We start from the raw sequence: 24,387 nt of genomic DNA on the forward strand, positions 1-24,387 counted from the left end.
AGCGCTCCAGATACAGCGCCGTCATGTCGATGTTCGCCGGATTGTCGAACCACGCACGGCTGCGCAGCTTCGTCGGATCGTGGGGGGCGGTCATGTCAGCAAACTCCGGGGATCAGCGCGCCACCGAGACGCGATACACCATGCGGTGATGATAGGGCTTGCCCGGATCGACCCGCGCCGAGCCGAACGACGGCTGGTTGGGGGTGTTCGGGAATTTCTGCGGTTCCAGCGCGAAGCCGTCGCCCATGCGGTACACATGACGCTGCTTGCCGACGAACGAGCCGTCGATGAAGTTGCCGGAATAGAATTGCACGCCCGGCTCGGTGGTCAGCACTTCGAGCACGCGCCCCGACGCGGGGTCCTCGACGCGCGCCGCCAGCCCGGGCTCCTTGGTCGCGCCCTTGTCGAGCACGAAATTGTGGTCATAGCCGCGCCCGATCACAATCTGGGCGTCATTACCGTCGCGGACGCTCTGCCCGATCGCGCGCGGTTTGGTGAAGTCGAAAACGGTCCCCGCGACCGGCGCCAGCTCGCCGGTCGGGATCAGCGCGGCGTTGACAGGGGTGTAGCGCGCCGCCGGGACCGTCAGCAATTGCGGGTAGATGCCCGCCGTCGACCCCTCGCCGGCCAGATCGAACAAAGCATGGTTGGTCAGGTTGACGACCGTCGCGGCATCGGTCTTGGCGTCGAGATCGATCGTCAGCGCGCCCTTGTCGTCGAGGCTGTAGGTCGCCGAGACCTGGAGCGTGCCGGGATAGCCCTGGTCGCCCGCCGGGCTGGTGATGACCATCGTCACGCTCGCCTGCGGGCCCGACTTCACCGACGCGATCCGCCAGATATATTTGTCGAAGCCCTTGGTCCCCCCGTGCAGCGAGTTGGTCTTGTCGTTGAGCGGCAGCTGATAGGCCTTGCCGTCGATCGTGAACTTGCCGCCCGCGATGCGGTTGGCGTAGCGGCCGACGGTCTGGCCCCAGAAATTGGGGTTGGTGACGTAGCTGGCGGCGTCGTCATAGCCGAGCGTGATGTCGGCGACCTTGCCGTTGCGATCGGGGGCGTTGAACGACTGGAGCGTCGCGCCGAGCGTCATGATCCGCGCGCTGACGCCGTTGCTGCCCTTGAGCGTCACCGCCTCGATCGCGGTCCCGTCGGGCAGCGTCCCGAACGCGGCGCGCTCGGCGGTCGCCGCCGACGCCGAGGAGGCCGCCAAAATACCTGCCAGCGCCATGCCTGCGCCCACCATCCAACGCGCTACCGAAATGCTCACCGACACCCCTCCCGCACTTGCCAGCCAATGGCGTTTGCCGCATTGACCGCTTCTTCGCGGCGAATATAGTCAGACATATCTCTGCGGCGCAACCCCGCCGCGCGAACATGACCAGGTTGAGGAGAGGATGATGGCCGGACCCCCCATTTCACCGGGCGCGGCGCGCGCGGGCGGCAGCACAGGCGGCGCGATGCCGGGCTATGGCCGCGCGCTGACGCTGCTCGCCAGCCTGTTCTTCATGTGGGGGTTCATCACCGTCATCAACAACACGCTGCTGCCCCACCTGCGCAGCGTGTTCGACCTGAACTACACCCAGACGACGCTGATCGAAAGCGTCTGGTTCATCGCCTATTTCTTCGCCTCGATCCCCGCCGCCAAGCTGATCGAGCGGATCGGTTATCAGAAGTCGCTGGTGATCGGGCTGCTCATCATGGCCGCCGGTGCATTGGGCATGGTGCTCGCCGCCAGCCTGCCGAGCTATGGCGTGACGCTGGTCATGCTGTTCGTGATCGCCAGCGGGATCACGCTGCTGCAGGTCGCCGCCAACCCCTATGTCGCGGTGATCGGCCCGGCGGAGACCGCCTCGTCGCGACTCAATCTGGTACAGGCGCTCAACTCGGCGGGGACGATGCTCGCGCCGCTGTTCGGGGCGTATCTCATTCTGGGTCGCTCGAAGGGCGGCACCGCGGCGACGGGCACGGTGCTGACCGAGGCCGAGCGGCTCGCCGACGCACAGTCGGTGGTCCTGCCCTACGTGCTGGTCGCGATCGTGCTGGTCGTGCTCGCCGTCGTCATCGCGCGCTTCCCGCTGCCCGCGATGGGCTCCTCCACGAGCCGGGTCGCCAAGGAGGACCGCAAGAATCATTCGCTGTGGAAGCACCGCAATCTGGTGTTCGGCATCCCGGCGATCTTCATCTACCTGATCGCGGAAATCGGCGTTGCCAACCTGTTCGTGAATTTCGTCAGCCAGCCGCAGATCGCCAACATAACCGCCGAACAGGCCGGGCGCTATCTGACGTTCCTGTGGGGCGGGATGATGATCGGGCGCTTTGCGGGCTCGGCGATCATGCAACGCATCCCGGCGGAAACGGTGCTTGCCGCCTTCTCGATCGGCGCATTCGTCGTGATGCTCATCACCGTGTTCACGACCGGGCCGGTCGCGATGTGGGCGCTGATCTCGGTCGGGCTGTTCCACTCGATCATGTTCCCGACGATCTTCACGCTCGGCATCAAGGGGCTGGGGCCGCTGACCGAGGAAGGCTCGGGGCTGCTGATCATGGCGATCGCCGGCGGTGCGCTGGTCGTGGTGCAGGGCAAGCTGGCCGATGCCTATGGCTTGCAGCCGTCGTTCCTGCTGACCGCGGCGTGCGAGCTGTACATCCTGTTCTATGCGCTGTGGGGGGCCAAGGCGACCAACGCGCTGCCCGACGTGCCGGTCGAAGAGACGGTGCACTAAACGCCACCGCCAGCCTTCGTCTTCCCGGACCTGATCCGCTCGGACGGGTGAACGCCCGGCGGCTCCCACGAGCCGCCGGGCTTTTCATGTCAGCTCAGCCGTGCGGGGGCGAGCGATTGACCGGGCACCTCGACCGCGAACGCGAACAGCCCGCCCGCATCGGGCTGACCGGCGAGCGCGTCCTCGTCGAGCCCCTTGCGCGCGGTGGTGGCGAAAGCCGTCTTCAGGTCAGGGCCGCCGAGCGCGATCTTGGTGACATTGGCGGCGGGCAGCCTCACCTCCTGCCGCAGCGTGCCGTCGGGCGCATAGCAGCGCGCGCACCAGCCGCCCCACAGCCCGACCCAGACGTTGCCGCCCGAGTCCACCGTCACGCCGTCCGGCCAGCCATCGGCCGGGTCGATCGTCGCGAACACGCGCGCCACGCCGGTCGTGCCGTCCGGCGCCAGCGCGACGGCATGGATCACCCCGCCGAGCGTATCGACATGGTAGAGCGTCGCACCGTCGGGCGAGAGGCCGGGACCATTGGTGATCGCGACCGCGTCGATCGCGGTGGTGGTGACCTGCTGCCCGTCCCAGCGGTGAACGCGCCCGGTGATCGCGCTTTCGCCGTCGTCCATCGACCCGAAATAGACCGATCCGTCCTGCGCCACGGTCGCGTCGTTTAGGCGGTTGCCGGGCAGGTCGGGCTCGACCGTCACGAGATGCGAGAACTCGCCGGAATCGGGGTCGAACCGCGCGAGCCCGGTCTGCAATCCAGCCAGCAACAGCCCGCCCGCGCCGGGCAGCACCCAGCCGACCTGCGCCGGGGCGCTCCAGGCGGAGACCTCACCGGAAACCGGATCGTAGCGATGGACGCGCTGTTGCTTGATGTCGACGAACCACAGGACCTTCTGCACCGGATCCCATGCCGGGCCCTCGCCCAGCGTCGCCGCGCCGCGCCACAACGTCCGCACTTCGGTCATCTGTCTCTCCATTGTCCCGAATGGGTCGGCGTACAGGATCGCGGGCGCGGCGCACAGCCTTGACCTCGTCGTGGAAGGCTTTATGTCCTACAAATAAATGGGAGGATGACGTGTCAGGCGGCTACATCGCCATCGATTGGGGAACGACGAACCGGCGTGCGTGGCGGATGTCCGCCGCGGGCGAGGCGGAGGCGTCGCTCAAGGACGGTCGCGGCATCCTTTCGCTGACTCCCGACGCCTATCCTGCGGAAATCAGCGCAATCCGCGCGCAGCTCGGCGCGCTGCCGGTGATCGCCGCGGGCATGGTCGGATCGAACCGCGGCTGGCGCGAGGTGCCCTATGTCGATGCGCCGGCCGGCGTAGACGCGCTGGCGGCAGGCTGCGTGACGATCAAGCACGCCGCGGCGGTGCTGGTGCCGGGCGTCGCGCTGCGCGGTGCCGCGCGCGCCGACGTTATGCGCGGCGAGGAGGTTCAGGTGCTCGGCGCGATTGCCGCCGGGCTCGCCCCCGCCGACGCCTTGTTCTGCCAGCCGGGCACGCACAACAAATGGATTGCGACCGAAGATGGGCGCGTCACTGACATCGCCACGGCGCTGACCGGCGAGTTGTTCGCGTTGCTGCGCGGGCACGGCATTCTTGCCGGAATGCTCGACGGCGCGGTCGCGGACGGCGCGGCGTTCCAGGACGGGCTGGCGCGCGGCGCGGGCGCGCGCGACCTGACGGTGGCATTGTTCGAGGTGCGCGCGCGCGTGCTGCTCGGGCGACTCGCCCCCGACGATGCGGCGGCGTTCGCGAGCGGGGTGCTGATCGGGGCGGATGTCGGCGCGCGCGACGATCTCGCCGGGCGCACCGTGCAATTGCTCGCGGGCGGCGCGCTCGCCGATCTCTATGCCGCTGCGATCCGGCAATGCGGCGGCACGCCGGTGACGCTCGACAGCGAGCGCGCCTTCGCCGCCGGTATCCACCGCCTCTGGGAATTGACACGATGACCGAGACACATACGCGCTTCGACGCGGCGTTCGCCGCCGCGCCGCTCGTCGCGATCCTGCGCGGGCTGACCCCGGCCGAGGCGCCCGCGGTCGGCGATGCGCTGGTCGACGCCGGCTTCACGCTGATCGAGGTGCCGCTCAACTCGCCCGATCCGTTCGACAGCATCAAGCTACTCGTGGAGCGCGTCGGCGACCGCGCGCTGATCGGCGCGGGCACGGTGCTGACGGTAGAGGACGTCGCGCGCGTGCAGGACGTCGGCGGGACGCTGATCGTCTCGCCCAACACCAACACCGACGTGATCGCGGCAACCGCGGCGCGCGGCATGATCTCGATGCCCGGCTATTTCACACCGAGCGAGGGCTTCGCCGCGCTCGCCGCCGGCGCGACCGCGCTGAAGCTGTTCCCCGCCGACGGCACCACCCCCGCGTACCTCAAGGCGCAGCGCGCGGTGCTGCCCAAGACGACCCGGATGCTCGCGGTCGGCGGGATCGTGCCCGAGAATGTCGCCGAATGGCGCGCCGCCGGCGCCGATGGCTTCGGGCTCGGCTCCAACCTCTATCGTCCCGGCACGTCTGCCGACGCGGTCGCCGCCGAGGCGCGCCGCTATCTTTCCGCGCTCAAGGACCTCGCATGACCGATACCCGTCTGCTTCAACATCGCGGTGACGACGGGCGTCGCCGCGTGATCCTCGCCGAGGGCGACCGCGCGGTCTTCCTGACCGGTGTCGAGACGACCCGCGAACTGGCGCTGGCGGCGATCGCCGCGGGCACGACGCTCGCCGAGGCCGCGGCACAGCGCCGCAGCGACGAGTCGGTCGACATCGCCGCCGAGCTGGACGCCGGACACCTGCTTCCCGCGATCGATCATGAGGACAGCGCGCGGCTGATGCTGGCGGGCACCGGGCTGACCCATCTCGGTTCGGCGTCGGGACGCGACGCGATGCACAAGGCGGCGTCGTCGGGCGAGCACCAGACCGATTCGATGCGGATGTTCCTCGAAGGCGTCGAGGGCGGCAAGCCGGCTGAGGGCGCGGTCGGGCAGCAGCCGGAATGGTTCTACAAGGGCGACGGCCAGTCGCTGGTCGCGCCGGAAGCGCCGTTCGCGTCGCCCGCGTTCGCGCAGGACGGCGGCGAGGAGCCCGAGCTGGCCGGCATCTACCTGATCGGTGACGACGGCACGCCGTACCGGCTCGGCGTCGCGCTCGCCAACGAGTTCAGCGACCATGTGACCGAGAAGCACAATTACCTGTGGCTCGCGCATTCCAAGCTGCGGCAGGCGTCGCTCGGCGCGGAATTGCTGCTCGGCACGCCGCCGGCCGACATCCGCGGCACCAGCAAGATCGTCCGCGACGGTCAGACCTTGTGGGAAAAGCCGTTCCTGACCGGCGAGGACAATATGTCGCACCACCTCGCCAATCTGGAACATCACCACTTCAAATACGCGGGGTTCCGCCGGCCGGGCGACGTCCACGTCCACTTCTTCGGCACCGCGACGCTGTCGGTCGCCGATGGCGTGAAGACGCAGACCGGTGACGTGTTCGAGATCGCCGCCGCACCGTTCGCGCTGCCGCTCCGCAACACGCTGACCGATGCGGCCGCCGCGCCGGTTGTGGTGCGCGCGCTGTGACCGCGCCGATCCGTCTCGCGCTGGTCGGCATGGGCAAGATCGCCCACGACCAGCATTTGCCCGCGATCGCCGCCGGGCAGAGCTTCGACCTCGTCGCGACCGTCAGCCGCAGCGGCGAGAGCGTGGGCGGCCTGCCGTTCTTCCGCGACGTCTACGAACTCGCCGCCAGCGGCCTCGAGGTCGATGCGGTATCGCTGTGCACCCCGCCGCAGGTCCGCCGCGCGATCGCGCAATATTGCATCGGGCAGGGCTGGCACGTCTTTCTCGAAAAGCCGCCGGGCGCGACGCTCGCGGAGGTGATCGCGCTGCGCGACGCCGCTGCGGCGAAAGGCGTCAGCCTGTTCGCGAGCTGGCACTCGCGCTATGCCGATGGCGTCGAGCCGGCGCGCGCATGGCTGGCCGAGCGTGAGGTAAAGCGCGCCAAGATCACGTGGCGCGAGGACGTGCGCGTCTGGCATCCGGGGCAGGACTGGATCTGGGAGCCGGGCGGCTTCGGCGTGTTCGATCCGGGCATCAACGCGCTGTCGATCGCGACACGCATCCTGCCGCGCCCGTTCTTCGTCGAAACCGCCGAGCTGGACGTGCCGTCGAACCGCGCGGCACCGATCGCGGCGCGCGTGTCGTTCCGCGACACCGCCGGGGCCGAGATCGCGATGGACCTCGACTTCCGCCAGGAAGGCCCGCAGCATTGGGATATCGAAGTCGAGACCGACGACGGCACGCTGCTGCTGTCGAAGGGCGGCTCGGTGCTGACGATCGACGGCAAGGAAGCGCTGGCGCACGACGCCGACCTGCACGGCGAATATCCGGGGCTCTACCACCGCTTCGGCGCGATCGTGCGCGCGGGGGTGTCGGACGTCGATGTCTCGCCGCTGCGCGCGGTGGCGGATGTATTCCTCCGCGGGCGGCACATCAGCGTCGAGCCATTCGTGGAATAACACCACATTCCTTCGTCGCCCCTGGCTTGACCCGGGGCCCCGCTTCTTGCCCGATCGCGAAGAAGAAAGCGGGGCCCGGATCAGGTCCGGGGCGACGGCTTCAGGGCAAGCGGATCGCGCCCTATTTCCGTACCCGCAGCATCGCGACCGCTGAGCCGGCCATCGTCACCGCGGCGAAGGCCATCGTCCAGATCGGCTCGGTCGGGAAGAAGTGGCGGGTGATCGACCCCATCACCGTCGCGACCAGCAATTGCGGCGTCACGACGAAGACATTGAACAACCCCATATAGATGCCGAGCTTGCGCTGCGGCAGCGCCGAGGCGAGGATCGCATAGGGCATCGCGAGGATCGTCGACCAGGCGATGCCGATCCCGACCTCGCTGACCAGCAGCCAGCGCGCATCGGGCATCACGAAGATGCTAGCGAACCCCGCCGCGCCGCACAGCAACCCGACGACATGCGTCCGCGCCTTGCCGATCCGCGCCGACAACCACGGCAGCAGCACCAGCGCCGACACCGCCGCGACGCCGTTATAGGTCGCGAACAGCACGTCGACCCAGTTCGCGCCGCGCTGATACGCCGGGCTGGCGGCGTCGGGTGCGGCGAAGAACACCTGCGTGACGACCGGCGTGGTGTTGATCCACATGATGAACAGCGCCGACCAGCTGAAGAACTGCACGACCGCCAGCCGCTTCATCAGCGGCGGCATGCCTGCGAAATCGCCGACGATATGCCCGAGCAGCCCCGGCGAGCGCCCTGCCCGCGCCGCACGGATCGCGACGAGGCTCGCCATGCCGTACCCGGCGAGCAGTGCGCCGAGCAGGTACATCTCCTTTTCGAGCCCGGCGAGCGCGACCAGCACGACCACCGCCGCCCCCGCCGCGATCCACAGCAGCGGCGCGATCGAACGCCGTTCGGCGAGCACCCGCGCGGTGCTGCCGTCGTCGACCTCCGCCGCCCCGTCGAACGCCGCCATTTCGGCGGGCGAATATTCGCGGGTCGTCACCACCGTCCAGAGCACGCTGGCGAGCAGCGCCGCGCCGCCGAACCAGAAGGCGAACCTGACCGAGTCGGGGATCTGTCCCGGCGCGGCGACGTTCGACACGCCGCCCTGTTCGAGCAGCCACGGGAAGATCGACCCGAACACCGCGCCCGCGCCGATGAAGGCGGTCTGCACGCCATAGCCGGCAGCGTGCTGGTCGCGGTCGAGCATGTCGCCGACGAACGCGCGGAACGGCTCCATCGAAATGTTGAGCGACGCGTCGAGCACCCACAGCATCAGCGCCGCGACGAGCAGCGTCGGGCTGAGCGGCATCACCACCAGCGACAGCGCGGCGAGCAGCGCACCGGCGAGGAAGTACGGCCGCCGTCGCCCGAAGCGGCCGAGCCACGTCCGGTCGCTGAAATGCCCGATCACCGGTTGGACGAGCAACCCGGTGAGCGGCGCGGCGACCCACAGCGCCGGGAGGTCGTCGAGCGAGGTGCCGAGCGACTGGAAGATCCGGCTCATGTTCGCGTTCTGGAGCGCGAACCCGATCTGGATGCCGAAGAAGCCGAATGAGATGTTCGCGAGCCCGGCGAGCGATTGGTGACGGCGGCGCGGGGCGGTCATGCGACCACTCCAGTAACGCAATAAACCGTCACTCCGGCGAAAGCCGGAGTCCAATAGCGGACCGCTCGTGAAATGCGGGAACGTCCCCCAACTGGACCCCGGCCTGCGCCGGGGTGACGGGTGGTGGTGGGGGTGCGGTTCATGCAACCCTCGCGATCAGCGCGCCATAGCCCGCAAAGCGCGCGCCCTCGACGCCACACGACAAGAGCACCTCGCCATATCTCACCGCCACCTCGATCGGCTCCGGCGACAGGTTCACCACGCACAGCAATCGCTCGCCGTCATGCGCGCGCTCGAACGCGACCACATCGGCCGGCGCCTCCACGAACCGCAGCGTCCCCCAGCGCAACGCCGGCTGCGCCCGCCGCATCGCCAGAACGGACCTCGTCCAGTGCAGCAGCGACGCCGCCTCCGCCTCCTGCACATCGACCGCCATCGCGGCATGATCGCTCCCGAACGGCAGCCACGGCTCGCCGCTGGTGAAGCCATGCCCCGCCCCCTCGGCCGACCACGGCATCGGCGTCCGCGCGCCGTCGCGGCTGAGCGTCAGCGGCCAGTTGGCGATCGCCTCGGGATCGCGCAATTTCTCGAACGGCACCGCGGTCTGCGTCAGCCCCAGCTCCTCACCCTGATAGAGGAAGATGTTGCCGCGCAGCCCCGCCAGCAGCACCATCTTGGCACGCGCGAAGGCATCGCGATGCTCAGGGAGCGCCCAGCGCGACACCGCGCGCGGCGCGTCGTGATTCTCGAACGCCCAGCTCGGCCAGCCCTCGCCCGCCGCCCCCGGCCATTGCGACAACGCCGCGCGTACCGCCGCCGGGGTCAGGTGATCGGCGTAGAGGAAGTCGAAGCCATAGGCGGTCTCCAGCCGCCCCGGCTGCGTATAGGCCTTGCGCACCCAGTCGCTCTCGTCGCCGCCGATCTCGGCGACCGAGAAGCGCGCCTCATATTCGTCGGTCAGCGCGCGGATGCGTTCGACGAACGGCAGCATGTCGGGCTGGTCCTGGCTGTGCGTCTTCTGCTGGAAATCGAACGAGCGCGTGCGCGGCTTGTTCGAGGGCGGCGCGGGCGGATTGTCGCGCAGATCGGCCGCCCCCATCGCATGGTTGATCGCATCGAGCCGGAAGCCGTCGACGCCGCGATCAAGCCAGAAGCGCCCCACACCGAGCAGCGCCTCCTGCACCGCCGGATTGCGGACGTTGAGCTGCGGCTGTTCCTTGAGGAAGGTGTGGAGATAATATTGCTGGCGGCGCGCGTCCCACGTCCACGCCGGGCCACCGAACACCGATTGCCAGTTGTTGGGCGGGGAGCCGTCCGGCTTCGCATCGGCCCAGACGTACCAGTCGGCCTTGTCGCCGTCGCGCGTAGCGCGGCTCTGCACGAACCACGGGTGGCGATCCGAGGTGTGCGACCACACCTGATCGGTGATGACGCGCAAACCCACATCGTGCGCGCGCGCGATCAGCGCGTCGAAATCGGCGAGCGTCCCGAACACCGGATCGACGTCGCAATAATCGGCGACGTCGTAACCGAAGTCGGCCATCGGCGAGGTGTAGAAGGGCGAGATCCAGATCGCGTCGACCCCCAGCGAGGCGACATGACCCAGATGCGCGGTGATCCCGCGCAGGTCGCCGACCCCGTCGCCGTTCGCATCGGCGAAGCTGCGCGGATAGATCTGGTAGACGGCGGCACCCTGCCACCACGGATAGGTCATCGTGTCGCTCCGATCGCGCAGACGGCATAGCCTAAAGCAGGAAGGCGGACGCGCAACGATCCCGGCGCGGCGGTCTGCGCGGCGCAGCCCTCCCCGGCCAGCGTCGTCGCGCTGCCCGCGCCGGTCACCTCGACCAGCCGGTCGAGCGGGGTGGTGGCGGTGTTGAACGCGAGCAGGATCTCGCGCCCGGTCGCCGGATCGACCCGCGACACCGCCAGCAGCCCCGGCGTCTCCTCGCGCGCGCGCAGCAGCGTGCGGCCACGCGTCAGCGCCGGTTGCGCGCGCCGCACGCGCGCCAGCATCGCGATCTGCCGGAACAGCGGATTGTCCTCCCCGAAATGCGCGGTGGCGGTGGTCGTGTCGGTGCCGAGCAGGCGATTGTCGTTGTAGCTGGCGACGCGGCTGGCGAACATGTCCTCACGCGCATCCTGATCGCCGCCGTCGCCGGTGAAGCCCTGTTCGTCGCCCGAATAGATCGTCGGCACGCCGCGCAGCGTCAGCAGCATCGCGTTGGCGAGCATCGTGCGCTTCAGCACCTCGGCGTCATCGGCCTTGGGAAACGCCTGCCGCACGAAGAACGCGAAGCGGCCATTGTCGTGATTGCTGACGAAGGTCGGCAGTCGCTCCGCCGCCGCCGCGCCGCCCTCGTAGAGCGCATCGCCCGCGATCAGCGTTTCGAACGCATCGGTCCCGCGCGTCCCCGCGACGGTATCGAGCACCGCGCGGCGGAACGCGAAGTCGAGCACCGCGGGCAGCCTGTCGACGCGCGTATGCACCGCGAGCGGACCGGGATCGAGCTGGTCGGCGGCGACCTCGCCGAAGATGTGGAAGTTCGGGATGCCCTTTGCCGCGGCGCGCGCCTGGATCGCGGGGACGAACGCCTGCCAGAACTCGGGATTGACGTGGCGCGCGGTGTCGATGCGGAACCCGTCGACGCCGAAGCGGTCGACCCAGCCCCCGAAAATATCGATCATCCCCGTCACGACGCGCGGGTTCTCGGTCATCAGATCGTCGAGCCCGACGAAATCGCCCATCTCCGAATTCTCGTTGCGGAACGTGGTGTTGCCGCGATTGTGATAGAGCAGGACGTCGTTGAGCCACGTCGGCGACTTGGCGCGCTCCTCACCTTTCGGAATGTAAGGCGTGTAGGCATAGGTCGGATCGGTCAGCTTGGCGAAATTGGCCGCGGTCTGCACCTGATCGCCCGCAAAGCCGGGGTTGATCGCGGAACCGTTCACCCCGCCGCGCCGCCGATACGGGTAATCGGCGCGCGACCGATACGCGCAGTCGCCGCACTCGCGGTAGCGGATCACGTCGGCGGTGTGGTTGACGATGATGTCCATATAGACCTTCATCCCCCGCGCATGCGCCGCCGCTACCAGCGCCGCGAAATCGGCGTCGGTGCCGAAATGCGGATCGACATGTTCAAAGTCGGTGATCCAGTAACCGTGATAGCCGGCGCTCTCCTGCCCCTTCGGCCCCTGCACGGGCTTGTTGCGGAAGATCGGACCGACCCAGATCGCGGTCGCGCCCAGCGCCGCGATATAGTCGAGCCGGCGCGTCAGACCCTTGAGGTCGCCGCCGTGATAGAAGCCCTTCGCGGTCGGATCATAGCCGGTGCGCAGCCGATCGCCGCTCAGCCCGCCACGATCGTTGGCGGGATCGCCGTTGTCGAAGCGATCGGGGAGCGCGAAATAGATCACCTCGTCCTGCGGCAGGCGCGCGCGATACTCCTGCGCCGACGCAGCGCCGGCCAGCGACAGCGCCGCCAGCGCGCCCGCGATGATGCTTTTCATGCTCTCTCTCCCGATCGCCGCGTGATGCGCAGCCGGTCGCCGCTTTGCCAAGCGCGCAGCATACGTATTCACAGCCCATGCACCGCAGGATAGGATGCGCCTTTCCCTCGCATGAGCCGCCGCCGCTGTCCGACCGCGTCACCTCCTTCGACATCGCCGCCGCCGCGGGCGTCTCGCAGCCGACGGTGTCGCGCGCGCTGCGCGGCGACCGTACGGTCAGCGCCGCGACGCGGCTGCGGATCGCGGCGATCGCCGAGCAGCTCGGCTACAAGGTCGACCGCGCCGCCTCGTCGCTGCGCCGTGGCGAGGCCAAGACGCTCGCGCTGCTGTTCTTCGAGGACCCGCTGCCCGACGCGACCGCGATCAACCCGTTCTTCCTGTCGATGCTCGGCTCGATCCTGAAGACCTGCGCGCTGCGCGGCTACGACCTGCTCACCTCGTTCCAGCAGCTTTCGGCGGACTGGCACAAGGATTATGAGGACAGCCGCAAGGCCGACGGGCTGATCCTGCTCGGCTATGGCGACTGGGAGACCTATCGCGTCCGGCTGGAGCAATTGGTGGGGCAGAAGACGCGCTACGTGCGCTGGGGGTCGGTCGAACCCAACGGGCTGGGGCTGGTGCTTGGCTGCGACAATATCGGCGGCGGGCGCGACGTGGCGCGCCACCTGCTGAACCGCGGGCGGAAGAACGTCGCCTTCGTCGGCACCGCGAGCGACCATTATCCCGAATTCCGCGACCGCTACCGCGGCCTGTGCGACGTGCTGCGCAGCGCGGGGCTGCCGGTCGATCCCGGCCTGCATGTCGATGCGCTGTCGTCGGAACAGGTCGGCTATGACGCGACCCGCCGGCTGCTCGCGCGCGATATCCCCTTCGACGCGCTGTTCGCCGCTTCGGACCTCATCGCGCTGGGGGCGTTGCGCGCGCTCGACGAGGCGGGGCGGCGCGTGCCCGAGGATGTCGCGGTGGCGGGGTTCGACGACATCCCCGCCGCGCGCCTGTCGCGCCCGCCGCTGACGACCGTGGCGCAGGATTATGCCCGCGCCGGGGCGCTGCTGGTCGATACGCTCGTCCGCCAGATCGCGGGCGAGACGACCGAGAACGTCATGCTCCCCGCGACCCTGATGGTGCGCGTGTCCGCCTGATATTCGTCATTGCCAGCGAAGCGCGGCAATCCAGGGTTTCGCGTGACGCCCTGGATTGCTTCGCTCCGCTCGCAATGACGGCTCGAGATCAGAACCGGTAGGTCAGCCCGAGGTAATAGTCCGTCCCATACCGCTGGTAACGCCGCACCTGCCGCGGATCGTTGTTGGTGTACTGGAAGAACTCCTGATCGGTCAGGTTCTTGGCTTGCGCGAGGATTGTCAGCCCCTGCAGCGCGCCGCTCTGGAATTCATAGCCGATCTGCGCGTCGAGGATCGTCTCGCCCTTGGCAGTGTTCAGCTCGGGCGTCGCCGACAGCCCGCGCACTTCGGCCAGGAAGCTCGAGCGATAGCGATAGGTCGCGCGCGCCTGGAAGCCGTTCTTCTCGAAATAGGCGGTGCCGTTCAGCACCCATTTCGACAGACCGGGCACCGTCTGCACGGTTGCGGGCGCGCTGTCGTAGCGGACCGCCGAATGCGTGTAGCTGCCGCTGCCGAACAGCCCGAAGCCGTCGAGCGCGGTGGTGAACATCCGCAGCGGCAGCGATGCGGTCGCTTCCGCGCCCATGATCTCGCCACGACCCGAATTGGCCGGGTTCTTGAACAGCCCGAACTGCGCATTCTGCGCCTGCACGATCGCCTGCTGCGCGGGCGTCAGCGACGAAATCAGCGGCGAGAAGTCGTACAGCACGTTGTTGTTCGGATCGACATAGTCGGTCAGGTGCTTGAAATAGCCCGACAGCGCGACATAGCCGCCGGCGCGGAAATATTTCTCCAGCGACAGGTCGATGTTGGTCGACTTGTACGGGCGCAGCTCCGCATTGCCGCCGTCCGACGAAAACGGGCTGCGCAGCGGATCGGACCCGGCCCCGACATTGCCGGGATTGATCGCGACATTCTGCGAGATGCGCTCCTGATCGAGCCGCGGGCGCACCATCGTCTGCGACGCGCCCATCTTGATAAAGCCGTTCGGGATCAGCTCGACCGAGAAGGTCGCGCTGGGCAGGACGTTGGTATATTTGTCGCCGCCCGACACGTCGGACAGCGCCACCACGCCGCCGTTGAGCCCGGCGATGCGGCCATCCGAACTCTGGTCGGTATGCACCACCTGCACGCCGATCGAGCCCTTGACCGCCTTGCCGCCGGCCTCGCCGTCGATCACCAGCTTGGCATAGCCGGTCGTCACCTTCTCCTTCACGCCCCACACCTTGGCGAGCGACTCCGGACGGTTGTCGAACACCGGCGTCAGCAGCCCGAGCACGCCACGCGGGTCGAGCGTCAGCATCCGCGGCACGCCGAGGAAGGCGAGCGAGACCTGCTCGTCGAGCACCACGTCGCTGGGCACCGCGATCGACGTCGTCGTGCCGCTCGCGACGGTGCAGTTGGTGCCGCCGCCCGGCGGGCAATAGAAGTACGACGTGAAGCGCGCCTTCTTCTCGCGCTGCGTGTAATTGCCGCCGACTTCCCAGCCCTTGATGACGCCCAGCGCGCCTTGGAAATCGCCGGTCAGGTTCGCGCGCAGCGACTTCAGGTCGTCGCTGAACTTCGGGCGGTTCTGGAAGCCGGCCTGCACGACGGCGTTGGTGCCGTTATAACCCCAGCCGCCCGGATCGGTGATGCGGATGACGTTGGTGTCGGCATAGTCCAGCGTCGGGACGATCTGGTAGGTGCCGTTGTTCTGGCGCGTGATCGTGATCGTGTCGCGCTGCCCGGAGCCGGCATAGCCGGTGCCCGAATAGGTCTCGATCAGCTCGTCCTGCCGTGTCGCGCGCGACCAGGCGGCGTCGACGTTGAGCTGGATCGCGTCGTTCAGCCGGACATTGTTGTTCCAGCCGAGCGAGAACATGTCCGACTTGCGGTCGTTCAGGTCGTTGCGCTGCACCGTATATTGCGGGCTGAACGTCGCCTTGTCGACGAAGCCGTCGGTGACGGTCGCCGTCCCCGCGGTCGGCGCGACGTTATAGGCGAGCGGGAACTCGATCCCGCGCAGCTTCTGCGTCTCGGTGAAATGCGTGTAGAGCGCGTCGAAGGTCGAGTGGAACGCATCGCTCGGTGCCCATTCGAGCGTGCCAACGCCGCCATAGCGCTTGAGCATGTTCGACTGCACATAGGGCTTGGCACCGCCCAGCACGCACGGCCCGGCCGCGTCGCCGGTGCAATTCTGCGAGAGGTTGTTGAGGTTGGGATAGCCCCATGCCTCGTAGCGGTCGTAATTGGTCGGCGATTCCTGCGCCGCGACGCCCAGCGCGATGCCGAGCGTGTCGTCGGCGAACTTGTCGACATAGGTGGCGGTGGCGCGATAGCCCCAGCGCTCGCCGTCCGGGTTGCGCTTGCCGATCCCGTTGAGCTGCCCGCGCGCCGAGACGATGAACAGCCGGTCCTTCTGGTCGAGCGGACGCAGCATCCTGAGGTCGACCGTGCCCGACACGCCCGCCGCGATCAGCGAGGCGTCGGCGGACTTGTAGACGTTGACGTTGCTGAAGAATTCAGACGGGTACTGGTCGAACTCGACGCCACGGTTGTCGCCGACCGTCACCTGCTCGCGACCGTTGAGCAAGGTGGTCGAGAAATCGGGGCCGAGCCCGCGGATCGACAGGCTCTGGTCACGCCCCTCGACGCGCTGCGCGGTGACGCCCGGCAGCCGCGCGAGCGAGTCGGCGATCGACACGTCCGGCAGCTTGCCGACATCCTCGGCCGACACCGAGTCGACGATCAGCGTCGAGCGGCGCTTGATGTCCGCCGACTTGGCGAGGCTGGCGCGGATGCCGGTGACGACGATCTCGTCCGCGCCGATTGCAGTCGGATCGGGATTGGCGTTGGCGTCGGGAGTGGGATCGGCGACGGGTGCCGGCTGCGTGGCGGTGACCTTCGCGGTCGGGTTGCCGGTCGGCGCATCCGCCTGCGGCGTCGCTTCCTGCGCCAGCGCCGGGGTGGCGACCAGCAGCGCGAGCGCGCTGACACCGGCCCAGCGGCGCGCTGCGGGCATAAGTGATGGACGGTACATGTGAATTCCTCCCCTGCTCCCGGCATCCGCGTTGATGCGGACAATCCTCGGGTGTCATGGGAGCCGACTAGGCCCGCACCGGCCGTGCCGCCAAGGAAGCCACATACGTATTCAGCGTTATGCTACTTGGGTTCCGCTCGTCATTGCGAGCGTAGCGCAGCAATCCAAGGCGTCCTGGTCCGGCTCTGGATTGCTTCGCTACGCTCGCAATGACGGCGGGGTCACGTCGCCTCTTCCTGCGGCGCCCCCGATGCCGCGGCGAGCAGCCGTTTCTCCAGCGCGCGCACGCGCGTGGTCGAGGCGATCTTGTCCCCCGTCAGATCGGTCAGATAGAAAACGTCGACCGCGCGCTCGCCATAGGTGGCGACATGCGCCGAATGGATCGTCACCTTCGACAGGAACAGCGCATAGGCGAGCTGGTTGAGCAACGCCGGGCGGTCGCGCGCCGCGACCTCGACCACGGTGAAGCGGTTCGACGCCTTGTTGTCGACCAGCACGTTGGTCTCGATACGGAACGCATCGGCGCGCGCACGCGGCAGCGGCTTGGCCTTGAGCCGGTCGGTCAGCTTGCCGCGCCCGGCCAGCGCATCCTCGATCGCGGTCTTGAGCCGCGTCAGCTGCCCCGCCTCGTCGAACGGCCGCCCGAGCGGATCCTGAACGAGGAAATTGTCGAGCGCCATGCCGTCGCGCGTGGTGTGGATGCGTGCGTCGATGATGTTGCCGCCCGCGACATGGATCGCACCCGCGATGCGGCTGAACAGCCCCGGATGGTCGGCGGCATAGACCGTCACCAGCGTCGCCCCGCGCTCGGGATAGACCTGCGCGTCGATCGCGAGTTGCACGTCGCCGGTCTGCGTCACGAACGCCGCATTGTGCGCCAGCACGTCGTCGGGCTCGGCGATCCAGTACGGCTCGGGCAGCCGGCGAACATAGGCCGCCAGCGTCCCGGCATCCCAATGCAACGCGGCGCGCAGCGTCTCCTGCTTGGCGAACACGCGCTCGCCGCGCCCCTTCTGCTTGTGCCCGAGCCGCAGCACCTCCTCGGCGCGGTCGTAGAGGTCGCCGAGCAACTGCCCCTTCCAGCCGTTCCACGTCCCCGGCCCGACCGCGCGGATGTCGACGACGGTCAGCACCAGCAGCAGCCGCAGCCGCTCCGGGCTCTGCACCACTTCGGTGAAGTCGAGGATCGTCTTGAAATCGGTCAGGTCGCGGCGGAACGCAGTCGCGCTCATCAGCAGATGATGCCGCACCAGCCACGCGACCGTCTCGGTCTCGGCCGGGGTCAGCCCGAAGCGCGGGCACAGCCGCTCCGCAACCTCCGCGCCGAGGATCGAATGATCGCCGCCGCGCCCCTTGGCGATGTCGTGGAGCAGCACCGCGACATACAGCACGCGCCGCGACACGATCTGCGCCATGATCTCGCTGGGCAGCGGGTGATCGTCGACGAGCGCCCCCGCCTCCATCCGCGCGAGCAGCCCGAGCGCGCGGATCGTGTGCTCGTCGACGGTGTAGTGATGATACATGTCGAACTGCATCTGCGCGACGATCCGCGCCCAGTCCGGCACGAACCGCCCGAGCACGCCGGTCTCGTTCATCCAGCGCAGCGGCAATTCGGGATCGTGCGCCCCCGCAAGCAGGTCGAGGAAGCGCGCATTGGCGCGCGCGTCGCGTCGCACCTCCGTGACCAGTCGCGCGTCACGCGTCGCGCAGCGCAAGGCGAGCGGGTGGATCTCCATCCCCTGCTCGGCGGCGAGCGCGAAGATCTCGACCAGCCGGCGCGGGTCCTGCTGGAAGAAATCGTTCGACGGCAGCGCGATCCGCCCACCGTCGTTGGCGAAGCCGTCGAGCTTGCGCGGCGTCCGCGCCATCTTGAGCCCCAATCGGCGGCGGCGCGAGAAGCGCTCGTCCATATGCGCGAGGAACAGCCCGGTCAGCGACCCGACCGTGCGCGCCTGCAGGAAATAGAATTGCATGAAGCGCTCGACCGCCGACTTGCCCGGCCGGTCGGCGTAATTCATCCGCTGCGCGATCTCGCGCTGATAGTCGAAGGTCAGTCGGTCCTCGGCCCGCCCCGCGATCAGATGCAGATGGCAGCGCACCGCCCACAGGAAGTTGTCGGCGCGGTGAAAGAGCCGAAATTCCTCACGCGTGAACAGCCCGACGGCGACCAGCTCGTTCGAGCGCTGCACCTGATAGGTATATTTGCCGATCCAGAACAGCGCGTGGAGATCGCGCAGGCCGCCCTTGCCCTCCTTGATGTTGGGTTCGACGACATAGCGCGTGTCGCCCATCCGCACGTGCCGCGCGTTGCGCTCGGCGAGCTTGTCGGCGGCGAACTGCCGCTCGGTGCCGCGCCGCACGTCGTCGTGAAAGCGCCGCGACGCCTCACCGTACAGATCCTCGTCACCCCAGACGTAGCGCCCTTCGAGCAGCGCGGTGCGCACCGTCACGTCGGCCTTCGCCTGCCGCACCATCTCGTCGAGCGAGCGGCTCGAATGGCCGATCTTCAACCCGAGATCCCATAGCGCATAGAGCATGGATTCGATGACCTGCTCGGCCCACGCCGTCTGTTTGCCGGGGGTGAGGAAGCCGATGTCGACGTCGGAGAACGGCGCCATCTCGCCGCGCCCGTAGCCGCCGACCGCGAGCAGCAGCAGCCGCTCGCCGGTGGTCGGGTTGGCGAGCGGGTAGAGCCGCTGCGTCGTGAAGTCGGCCAGCACGCGCAGCAGCTGGTCGACCAGATACGCCTGCGCGTTCGCCGCCTCGATCCCGCGCGAGGGATTGGCGGTCAGCCGCCGCGCGATCTCGGCGCGCCCGGCCTCGAGCGCACTCTTGAGCAACAGGCTGACCTGATGGCGCAGCGCTGAAGTGTCCTTGCCGGTCGCGGCGGCGACCTGCTCGGCGAGCAGGCGCCGGTCGACGATCGCGCGGCGATTGGGGAGGTGGTCGAAACGGCCGGTCATGTGGGGCGAGATAGCGGGTCGGGGTTAACGCGTCGCGTGTTTTGGTGGCGATCGGGTCAGCGCCGATGGACCGCGTTCGCTGGACGCGAGCTTTCCCGTTTCCTCGTCGCTACGCGTGAATCTCGGGAAAACGCTTCCGGGAGCAAGTTCCAAAAAAACGTACATGCAGGCTTCCTTCAGCGTGATCGCCGCGGCCGGCTTTCCCGGCACTGGTTCCTAATCGGGAAGGGTAGCGGATGCTGGCGATGGTTCTGGCGCAAAAGGGAACTGACGAATAAAAGGTCGCTTCTGAGGAGGCAGTAATTGTGAGCGACGTTTAGCAGCATTACGATACGCTATTAGCAGCTCATTACTCGTGGATGAGCGGGACCACCTTCGCGGAGAAGGCGGCTGAGCAGCGTAACCTTCTGATTGATCTCGGATTTACGAGTGACGGTCGGGGGTGTGCGGTCGATTTGGGATGTGGACCGGGCTATCAGGCACTGGCGCTAAGCGAGGTTGGCTACGGCAAAGTTATTGCGATCGATACCAGCGAAGCCCTGCTTGGCGAGTTGCGTGCTGCCAGCCAAGACGAGTCGATCAACACCGTGCTTGCCGATCTTCGTGACATTGCGGACCATGTCGGTGAGGGAACGGCAGATGCAATCGTGTGTATGGGAGACACGATCACGCATCTTCAGCACCGCAATGACGTATCGAAGTTGCTGGGCGATGCATATCGCGCTTTGCGCTCCGGAGGTCGGCTCGCGCTGACCTACCGTGATTTCTCGTTGGCGTTGACCGGAACCGATCGATTTATTCCGGTGCGGTCTGACGATCAGCGTATTATGACATGCGTGCTGGATTACGAAGCCGATCATGTCGTTGTGACAGACCTCATCTATCTACGAACCGACGCGGAATGGCAGCTTCAAAAAAGTAGTTACCGAAAGCTCCGGCTCGCGCCGTCGTGGGTCGCGGACATGCTGTGTCAAGCTGGCTATTCTGTCGAAGTCGATGCACCCATTGGCCGTATGCAGACCGTCGTCGCTCGCAAGCCTTAGCCGCAGTATCTCGAAAGTCGGTTCCAACGCAAACGGCGTGATACGGGCTGTTCGTCTTCGGGAAAGGTTTGGGATGCCGTATTGTTAACAGTAGCTTTTCGCCTCGCTCGATCTACGGATGGCATTCAAGGTTCTACGGCGTATCAGTCCACTTACCGGGCGAATCAAATACCAATAGGGCGCGAAGCGTCGTCGCGCCGCTGCATCGGCGCAAGCTATGCGTGTTTCTGTCGAGAGGATCGTTTTTCCGGCACCGTCTGAGCCGACTGCGAAATTAAGCGCCAGTTTTGCGCTCCCGGGGGTTTTGATAGCCAGAAATTCTTCCGAATCGGAAAATCTTTCTAAGCCATAGTCCAAAGACCAGAACCGACCTGCCAGACCATAAACAATCTCGCTCTCATTTGCTTCCAGCAGTGTAAAGTTGTCGATGCCGAACGGCCGTTGACTGCCGCTGGATCCACCGACCGTTTTGCGGATTACGCGCATGGGAAGTTCCCGAAGGCCTATCATTCCCCTGAAAAAAGGATCATCTTCCGTCCTGTAGGCGCTGGCAGTTGCCAATGCAGTTTCCGCATCCGCATTGACGTTCGTTGCGTGGCGCTCCCAAAAATCGGGGGCGGCAACGTAGCGGTCGATAAGAGGCATAAGCGATCCAGTCAGCTTTGATTTCCCGCTACTACCAGCGCAGCCCTCAACGCTTCAAAGCCCTTCCTAATTTACCGACGAAATTGAGAAACCCTCACCCTCACCCTCACCCTCACCCTTCCCGCGCCAGCGCCTTCAGCCGGTACAGCGTATCCAGCGCCTCGCGCGGCGTCAGCGCGTCGACATCCAGCGCCTCGACCTCGGCGCGGATGGCGTCGCATTTCTCCTCCTCGGCCTGCATGGCGGCGGCGAACAGCGGCAGGTCGTCGAGCCCCGCCGCCAGCCCGCCGGTCTTGGCGCGCCCCGCCTCCAGCTTCGCGAGCACCGCCTTGGCGCGCGACACCGTCGCGGGCGGCATCCCCGCCAGCCGCGCGACCGCCAAGCCATAGCTGCGATCCGCCGGCCCGTCGGCGAGTTCGTGGAGCAGCACCAGCTCGCCCTTCCACTCGCGCGCGCGGACGTGGTGGAGCGACAGCGCGTCGCAGCGCTCCGCCAGCCGCGTCAGCTCGTGGTAATGCGTCGCGAAGAGGCAGCGGCAGCGATTGTCCTCGTGGATCGCCTCGACCACCGCCCAAGCGATCGCGAGACCGTCATAGGTCGAGGTGCCGCGCCCGACCTCGTCGAGGATCACGAAGCTGCGCTCGGTCGCTTGCGCGAGGATCGCGGCGGTCTCGACCATCTCGACCATGAAGGTCGAGCGCCCGCGCGCGAGATTGTCCGACGCGCCGACGCGGCTGAACAAACGGTCGACCAGCCCGAGCCGCGCCGCCGCCGCGGGCACATAGGCCCCCGCCTGCGCCAGCACCGCGATCAGCGCATTCTGGCGCAGGAACGTCGACTTGCCGCCCATGTTCGGCCCCGTCACCAGCCACAGCCGCGACCGCTCGCCCAGCACGCAGTCATTGGCGACGAACCGGTCGCCGCTCTTTGCCAGCGCCGCCTCGACCACCGGATGCCGCCCGCCGCTGACATCGAAACAGGCGTGATCGACGAACGCCGGGCGCGACCAGCCGCCCTCGATCGCGCGCTTGGCCAGCGCGGCGGCGACGTCGAGCCGTGCCAGCGCATCGGCGGTCGCGGCGATCGCCAAGCGTCCGGCCAGCGCCTGCGCAGTGAGGTCCTCCAGATGCGCGGCCTCGGCGGCGAGCGCGTGCGCGCCGGCCTGCGTCACGCTCGCGGCGACCTCGTGCAGCTCGGGCGCGTTGAAGCGCACCACCCCCGCCAGCGTCTGGCGATGCGTAAACCCCGAGTCCGCCGCCATCAACGGATCGGCGGCGCGCGCGGGCACCTCGATATGATAGCCGAGCACGCCATTGTGGCGGATCTTGAGCGCGGCGATCCCGGTCTTGGCGCGGAACGTCGCCTCCAGCGCGGCGATCGCGCGCCGCCCGCCGCTGCCGGTGTCGCGCAATGCGTCAAGCGCCGGGTCGTAGCCCGCCGCGATATAGCCGCCGTCACTCGCCTCGATCGGCGGCGACGGGACGAGCGCGCGCTTGAGCAGGTCGATCAGTTCGCCATGTCCGCGCAACCGCGGCGCGAGCTGCGCAAGCAAAGTGGGCGTCTCGCTCAGCTTGCCGAGGCGATCGCCGATCGCCCATGCGCCATCGAGCCCGTCGCGCAACTGCCCGAGATCGCGCGGGCTCCCACGCCCCGCCGCGAGCCGCCCGAGCGCGCGGCCGATGTCCGGCAATGCACGCAACGCCGCGCGGATACGATCGCGCAACCCCGCATCGTCGTGGAACAGCCGCACCAGATCGAGCCGCGCCTCGATGTCCGCACGGTCCATCAGCGGCGCGCCGAGATCGGCGGCGAGCAGCCGCGCGCCCGCGCCCGTCACCGTCCGGTCGACCGCATCGAGCAGGCTGCCCTTGCGCTGCCCCTGCGCGGTGCAGGTGATCTCCAGGCTCTCGCGCGTCGCGGCGTCGATCGCCATCGTGTCGCGCGCGGCGGCCAGCACCGGCGGGCGCAGGAACGGCAATTGCCCCTTGGCGGTATGGTCGAGATACGCGACCAGCCCGCCCGCCGCCGCCAGCCCGGCGCGCCCGAACTGCCCGAAGCCGTCGAGCGTCGCGACCGCGAACAGCCGCTTGAGCCGCTCCTCGGCGCGCGCGCTGTCGAACTCGGCGCGTGGGCGCCACACGGTCGCGGGCGCGTCGCCACCCTCGGCCGCGACCACCTCCGCCGCGCCGAGCCGCGCCAGCTCGGCCCCCAGCGACGCGCGGTCGCAGGCGATCACCTCGAACCGCCCGGTCGACACATCTGCCGCCGCTACCGCGACCTCGCTGCCGGCCTCGCCGATTGCGACGCACCAATTGGCGGCGCGCGCGTCGAGCAGCGTCTCCTCGGTCAGCGTCCCCGCGGTGACGACGCGGACGATCGCGCGGTTGACCAGCGCCTTCGACCCACGCGCCTTGCGGGCCGCCTCCGGGCTCTCGGTCTGCTCGGCGATCGCGACGCGGTGCCCGGCCTTGATGAGCCGTTGCAGATAGGCGGTCGCGGCATGGACCGGCACGCCGCACATCGGGATCTTCTCGCCGGCATGTTCGCCGCGCGACGTCAGCGCGATGTCGAGCACCTGCGCCGCGACCCGCGCATCGTCGAAGAACAGCTCGAAGAAATCGCCCATCCGGTAGAAGAGCAGGCAATCCTCGGACTCCGCCTTGAGCGCGAGATATTGCGCCATCATCGGCGTCGGGGCGGGGGTGGTGGTCATGGAAAAGCTTCAGTCCGGGCGGCGGGCGCCGTGGCGGATGGAGATGATCGACACGATCTCGCCATCGGTTTCGTAGAGCATGATATACGGCGGCACAGTGGTCAGCTCGCGTAGCCCATCTTCGACGGGCCGCCCGCGACGCGGAAACTCACTCAGGCTATCGCCGAGCGCGAACAATCGTGTCGAAATCCGGGTCGCAGCGGCAGGGTCGAAGCGTTCGATGTAGAAGACGATCTCGTCGATTTCGCGCAGCGCCTCATCGGTCCAGTCAACTCTCGCCATTGCGCGCGGCAAGCCACTCATGGAACGGCAGGCGACCGGGCTTTCCCCACGTCCTCAGCCACTCCTTGACGACCTCGTGCGAGTGAACCCGTCCTGCCGCGACATCGGCCCGCGCACGCGCGATCGCCGCGGCCTCTGCTTCACGATCGCGTTGCTCGAAAATGCCGGGCTCGTGCTTCATGTCGCGATCATACCTGCGTGCCTGTCCGAAGACCACCCGCCACTTTTGACCGCAAGCAA

General features: G+C 67.8%; 18 protein-coding genes. 7 read left to right on the forward strand and 11 right to left on the reverse strand.

Features of this window, described 5'->3' with window-relative positions; translation table 11 throughout:
* Positions 1-112: 112 nt before the first annotated feature.
* Positions 113-1,240, reverse strand: coding sequence for an aldose epimerase family protein (locus tag FHS97_RS09830; protein WP_184036544.1), 1,128 nt, complete (start codon positions 1,238-1,240; stop codon positions 113-115).
* Positions 1,241-1,394: 154 nt separating this feature from the next.
* Here FHS97_RS09830 and FHS97_RS09835 point away from each other — a divergent pair, with 154 nt between their 5' ends.
* Positions 1,395-2,720: a sugar MFS transporter gene (locus FHS97_RS09835; protein WP_184036547.1), complete on the forward strand. Its 1,326-nt coding sequence runs from the start codon at positions 1,395-1,397 to the stop codon at positions 2,718-2,720.
* 89 nt (positions 2,721-2,809) lie between these two features.
* On the opposite strand, the gene FHS97_RS09840 is transcribed toward FHS97_RS09835, so the two are convergent.
* Entirely contained in the window at positions 2,810-3,682 is an 873-nt protein-coding gene (locus FHS97_RS09840; RefSeq protein WP_184036550.1) for an SMP-30/gluconolactonase/LRE family protein, read from the reverse strand.
* A 110-nt stretch (positions 3,683-3,792) separates the two neighbouring features.
* Between FHS97_RS09840 and FHS97_RS09845 the strand changes: the two genes are divergently transcribed.
* The 4 genes from FHS97_RS09845 to FHS97_RS09860 are packed head-to-tail and all read left to right on the forward strand — an operon-like array spanning position 3,793 to position 7,236.
* On the forward strand, positions 3,793-4,671 hold the full coding sequence (locus FHS97_RS09845; RefSeq protein WP_311770318.1) for a 2-dehydro-3-deoxygalactonokinase: 879 nt from the start codon (positions 3,793-3,795) through the stop codon (positions 4,669-4,671).
* Complete coding sequence (locus FHS97_RS09850) at positions 4,668-5,306, forward strand: 2-dehydro-3-deoxy-6-phosphogalactonate aldolase (protein ID WP_184036556.1); 639 nt, start codon at positions 4,668-4,670, stop codon at positions 5,304-5,306. The genes FHS97_RS09845 and FHS97_RS09850 overlap by 4 nt, the downstream gene beginning before the upstream one ends.
* The gene (gene araD1 / locus FHS97_RS09855; protein ID WP_184036559.1) at positions 5,303-6,298 is read left to right on the forward strand and encodes an AraD1 family protein; all 996 of its coding nucleotides are present in this window, start codon (positions 5,303-5,305) and stop codon (positions 6,296-6,298) included. Before FHS97_RS09850 ends, araD1 begins: the two co-directional genes overlap by 4 nt.
* Positions 6,295-7,236 carry a Gfo/Idh/MocA family oxidoreductase gene (locus FHS97_RS09860; protein ID WP_184036562.1) on the forward strand — a complete coding sequence of 314 codons (942 nt, stop codon included), beginning with the start codon at positions 6,295-6,297 and terminating at the stop codon, positions 7,234-7,236. Before araD1 ends, FHS97_RS09860 begins: the two co-directional genes overlap by 4 nt.
* A 121-nt stretch (positions 7,237-7,357) precedes the next feature.
* Here FHS97_RS09860 and FHS97_RS09865 read toward each other — a convergent pair whose 3' ends face one another.
* The 3 genes from FHS97_RS09865 to FHS97_RS09875 form a co-directional block, all read right to left on the reverse strand.
* Positions 7,358-8,848, reverse strand: a complete 1,491-nt coding sequence (locus tag FHS97_RS09865) for an MFS transporter (RefSeq protein WP_184036565.1) — start codon at positions 8,846-8,848, stop codon at positions 7,358-7,360.
* Positions 8,849-8,987: 139 nt separating this feature from the next.
* A complete protein-coding gene (locus FHS97_RS09870) occupies positions 8,988-10,562 on the reverse strand; it encodes an alpha-glucosidase family protein (protein WP_184036568.1) in 1,575 nt (524 codons plus the stop codon).
* Entirely contained in the window at positions 10,559-12,358 is a 1,800-nt protein-coding gene (locus FHS97_RS09875) for an alpha-amylase family glycosyl hydrolase (RefSeq protein WP_184036571.1), read from the reverse strand. The genes FHS97_RS09870 and FHS97_RS09875 overlap by 4 nt, the downstream gene beginning before the upstream one ends.
* A 77-nt stretch (positions 12,359-12,435) precedes the next feature.
* Here FHS97_RS09875 and FHS97_RS09880 point away from each other — a divergent pair, with 77 nt between their 5' ends.
* Positions 12,436-13,500, forward strand: coding sequence for a LacI family DNA-binding transcriptional regulator (locus FHS97_RS09880; protein ID WP_184036574.1), 1,065 nt, complete (start codon positions 12,436-12,438; stop codon positions 13,498-13,500).
* 88 nt (positions 13,501-13,588) lie between these two features.
* Here the strand turns inward: FHS97_RS09880 and FHS97_RS09885 are convergent, their stop codons facing one another.
* Both FHS97_RS09885 and FHS97_RS09890 read right to left on the reverse strand, forming a co-directional pair.
* Complete coding sequence (locus FHS97_RS09885) at positions 13,589-16,483, reverse strand: TonB-dependent receptor (RefSeq protein ID WP_184036577.1); 2,895 nt, start codon at positions 16,481-16,483, stop codon at positions 13,589-13,591.
* Positions 16,484-16,722: 239 nt separating this feature from the next.
* A complete protein-coding gene (locus tag FHS97_RS09890) occupies positions 16,723-19,464 on the reverse strand; it encodes a [protein-PII] uridylyltransferase (RefSeq protein WP_184036580.1) in 2,742 nt (913 codons plus the stop codon).
* A gap of 359 nt (positions 19,465-19,823) precedes the next feature.
* On the opposite strand from FHS97_RS09890, the gene FHS97_RS09895 reads away from it, so the two are divergent.
* The gene (locus FHS97_RS09895) at positions 19,824-20,507 is read left to right on the forward strand and encodes a class I SAM-dependent methyltransferase (RefSeq protein WP_184036584.1); all 684 of its coding nucleotides are present in this window, start codon (positions 19,824-19,826) and stop codon (positions 20,505-20,507) included.
* 84 nt (positions 20,508-20,591) lie between these two features.
* Here FHS97_RS09895 and FHS97_RS09900 read toward each other — a convergent pair whose 3' ends face one another.
* From FHS97_RS09900 to FHS97_RS09915, 4 genes are all read right to left on the reverse strand, one after another.
* Positions 20,592-21,152, reverse strand: coding sequence for a hypothetical protein (locus tag FHS97_RS09900; protein ID WP_184036587.1), 561 nt, complete (start codon positions 21,150-21,152; stop codon positions 20,592-20,594).
* Positions 21,153-21,264: 112 nt separating this feature from the next.
* Positions 21,265-23,838, reverse strand: a complete 2,574-nt coding sequence (gene mutS, locus FHS97_RS09905) for a DNA mismatch repair protein MutS (protein WP_184037229.1) — start codon at positions 23,836-23,838, stop codon at positions 21,265-21,267.
* Positions 23,839-23,874: 36 nt separating this feature from the next.
* A complete protein-coding gene (locus tag FHS97_RS09910) occupies positions 23,875-24,147 on the reverse strand; it encodes a type II toxin-antitoxin system RelE/ParE family toxin (RefSeq protein WP_184036590.1) in 273 nt (90 codons plus the stop codon).
* Positions 24,134-24,328 carry an antitoxin gene (locus FHS97_RS09915; protein ID WP_184036593.1) on the reverse strand — a complete coding sequence of 65 codons (195 nt, stop codon included), beginning with the start codon at positions 24,326-24,328 and terminating at the stop codon, positions 24,134-24,136. The genes FHS97_RS09910 and FHS97_RS09915 overlap by 14 nt, the downstream gene beginning before the upstream one ends.
* Between the last annotated feature and the right edge of the window lie 59 nt (positions 24,329-24,387).

This window comes from Sphingomonas endophytica (assembly GCF_014199415.1).
GTDB lineage: Bacteria > Pseudomonadota > Alphaproteobacteria > Sphingomonadales > Sphingomonadaceae > Sphingomonas > Sphingomonas endophytica.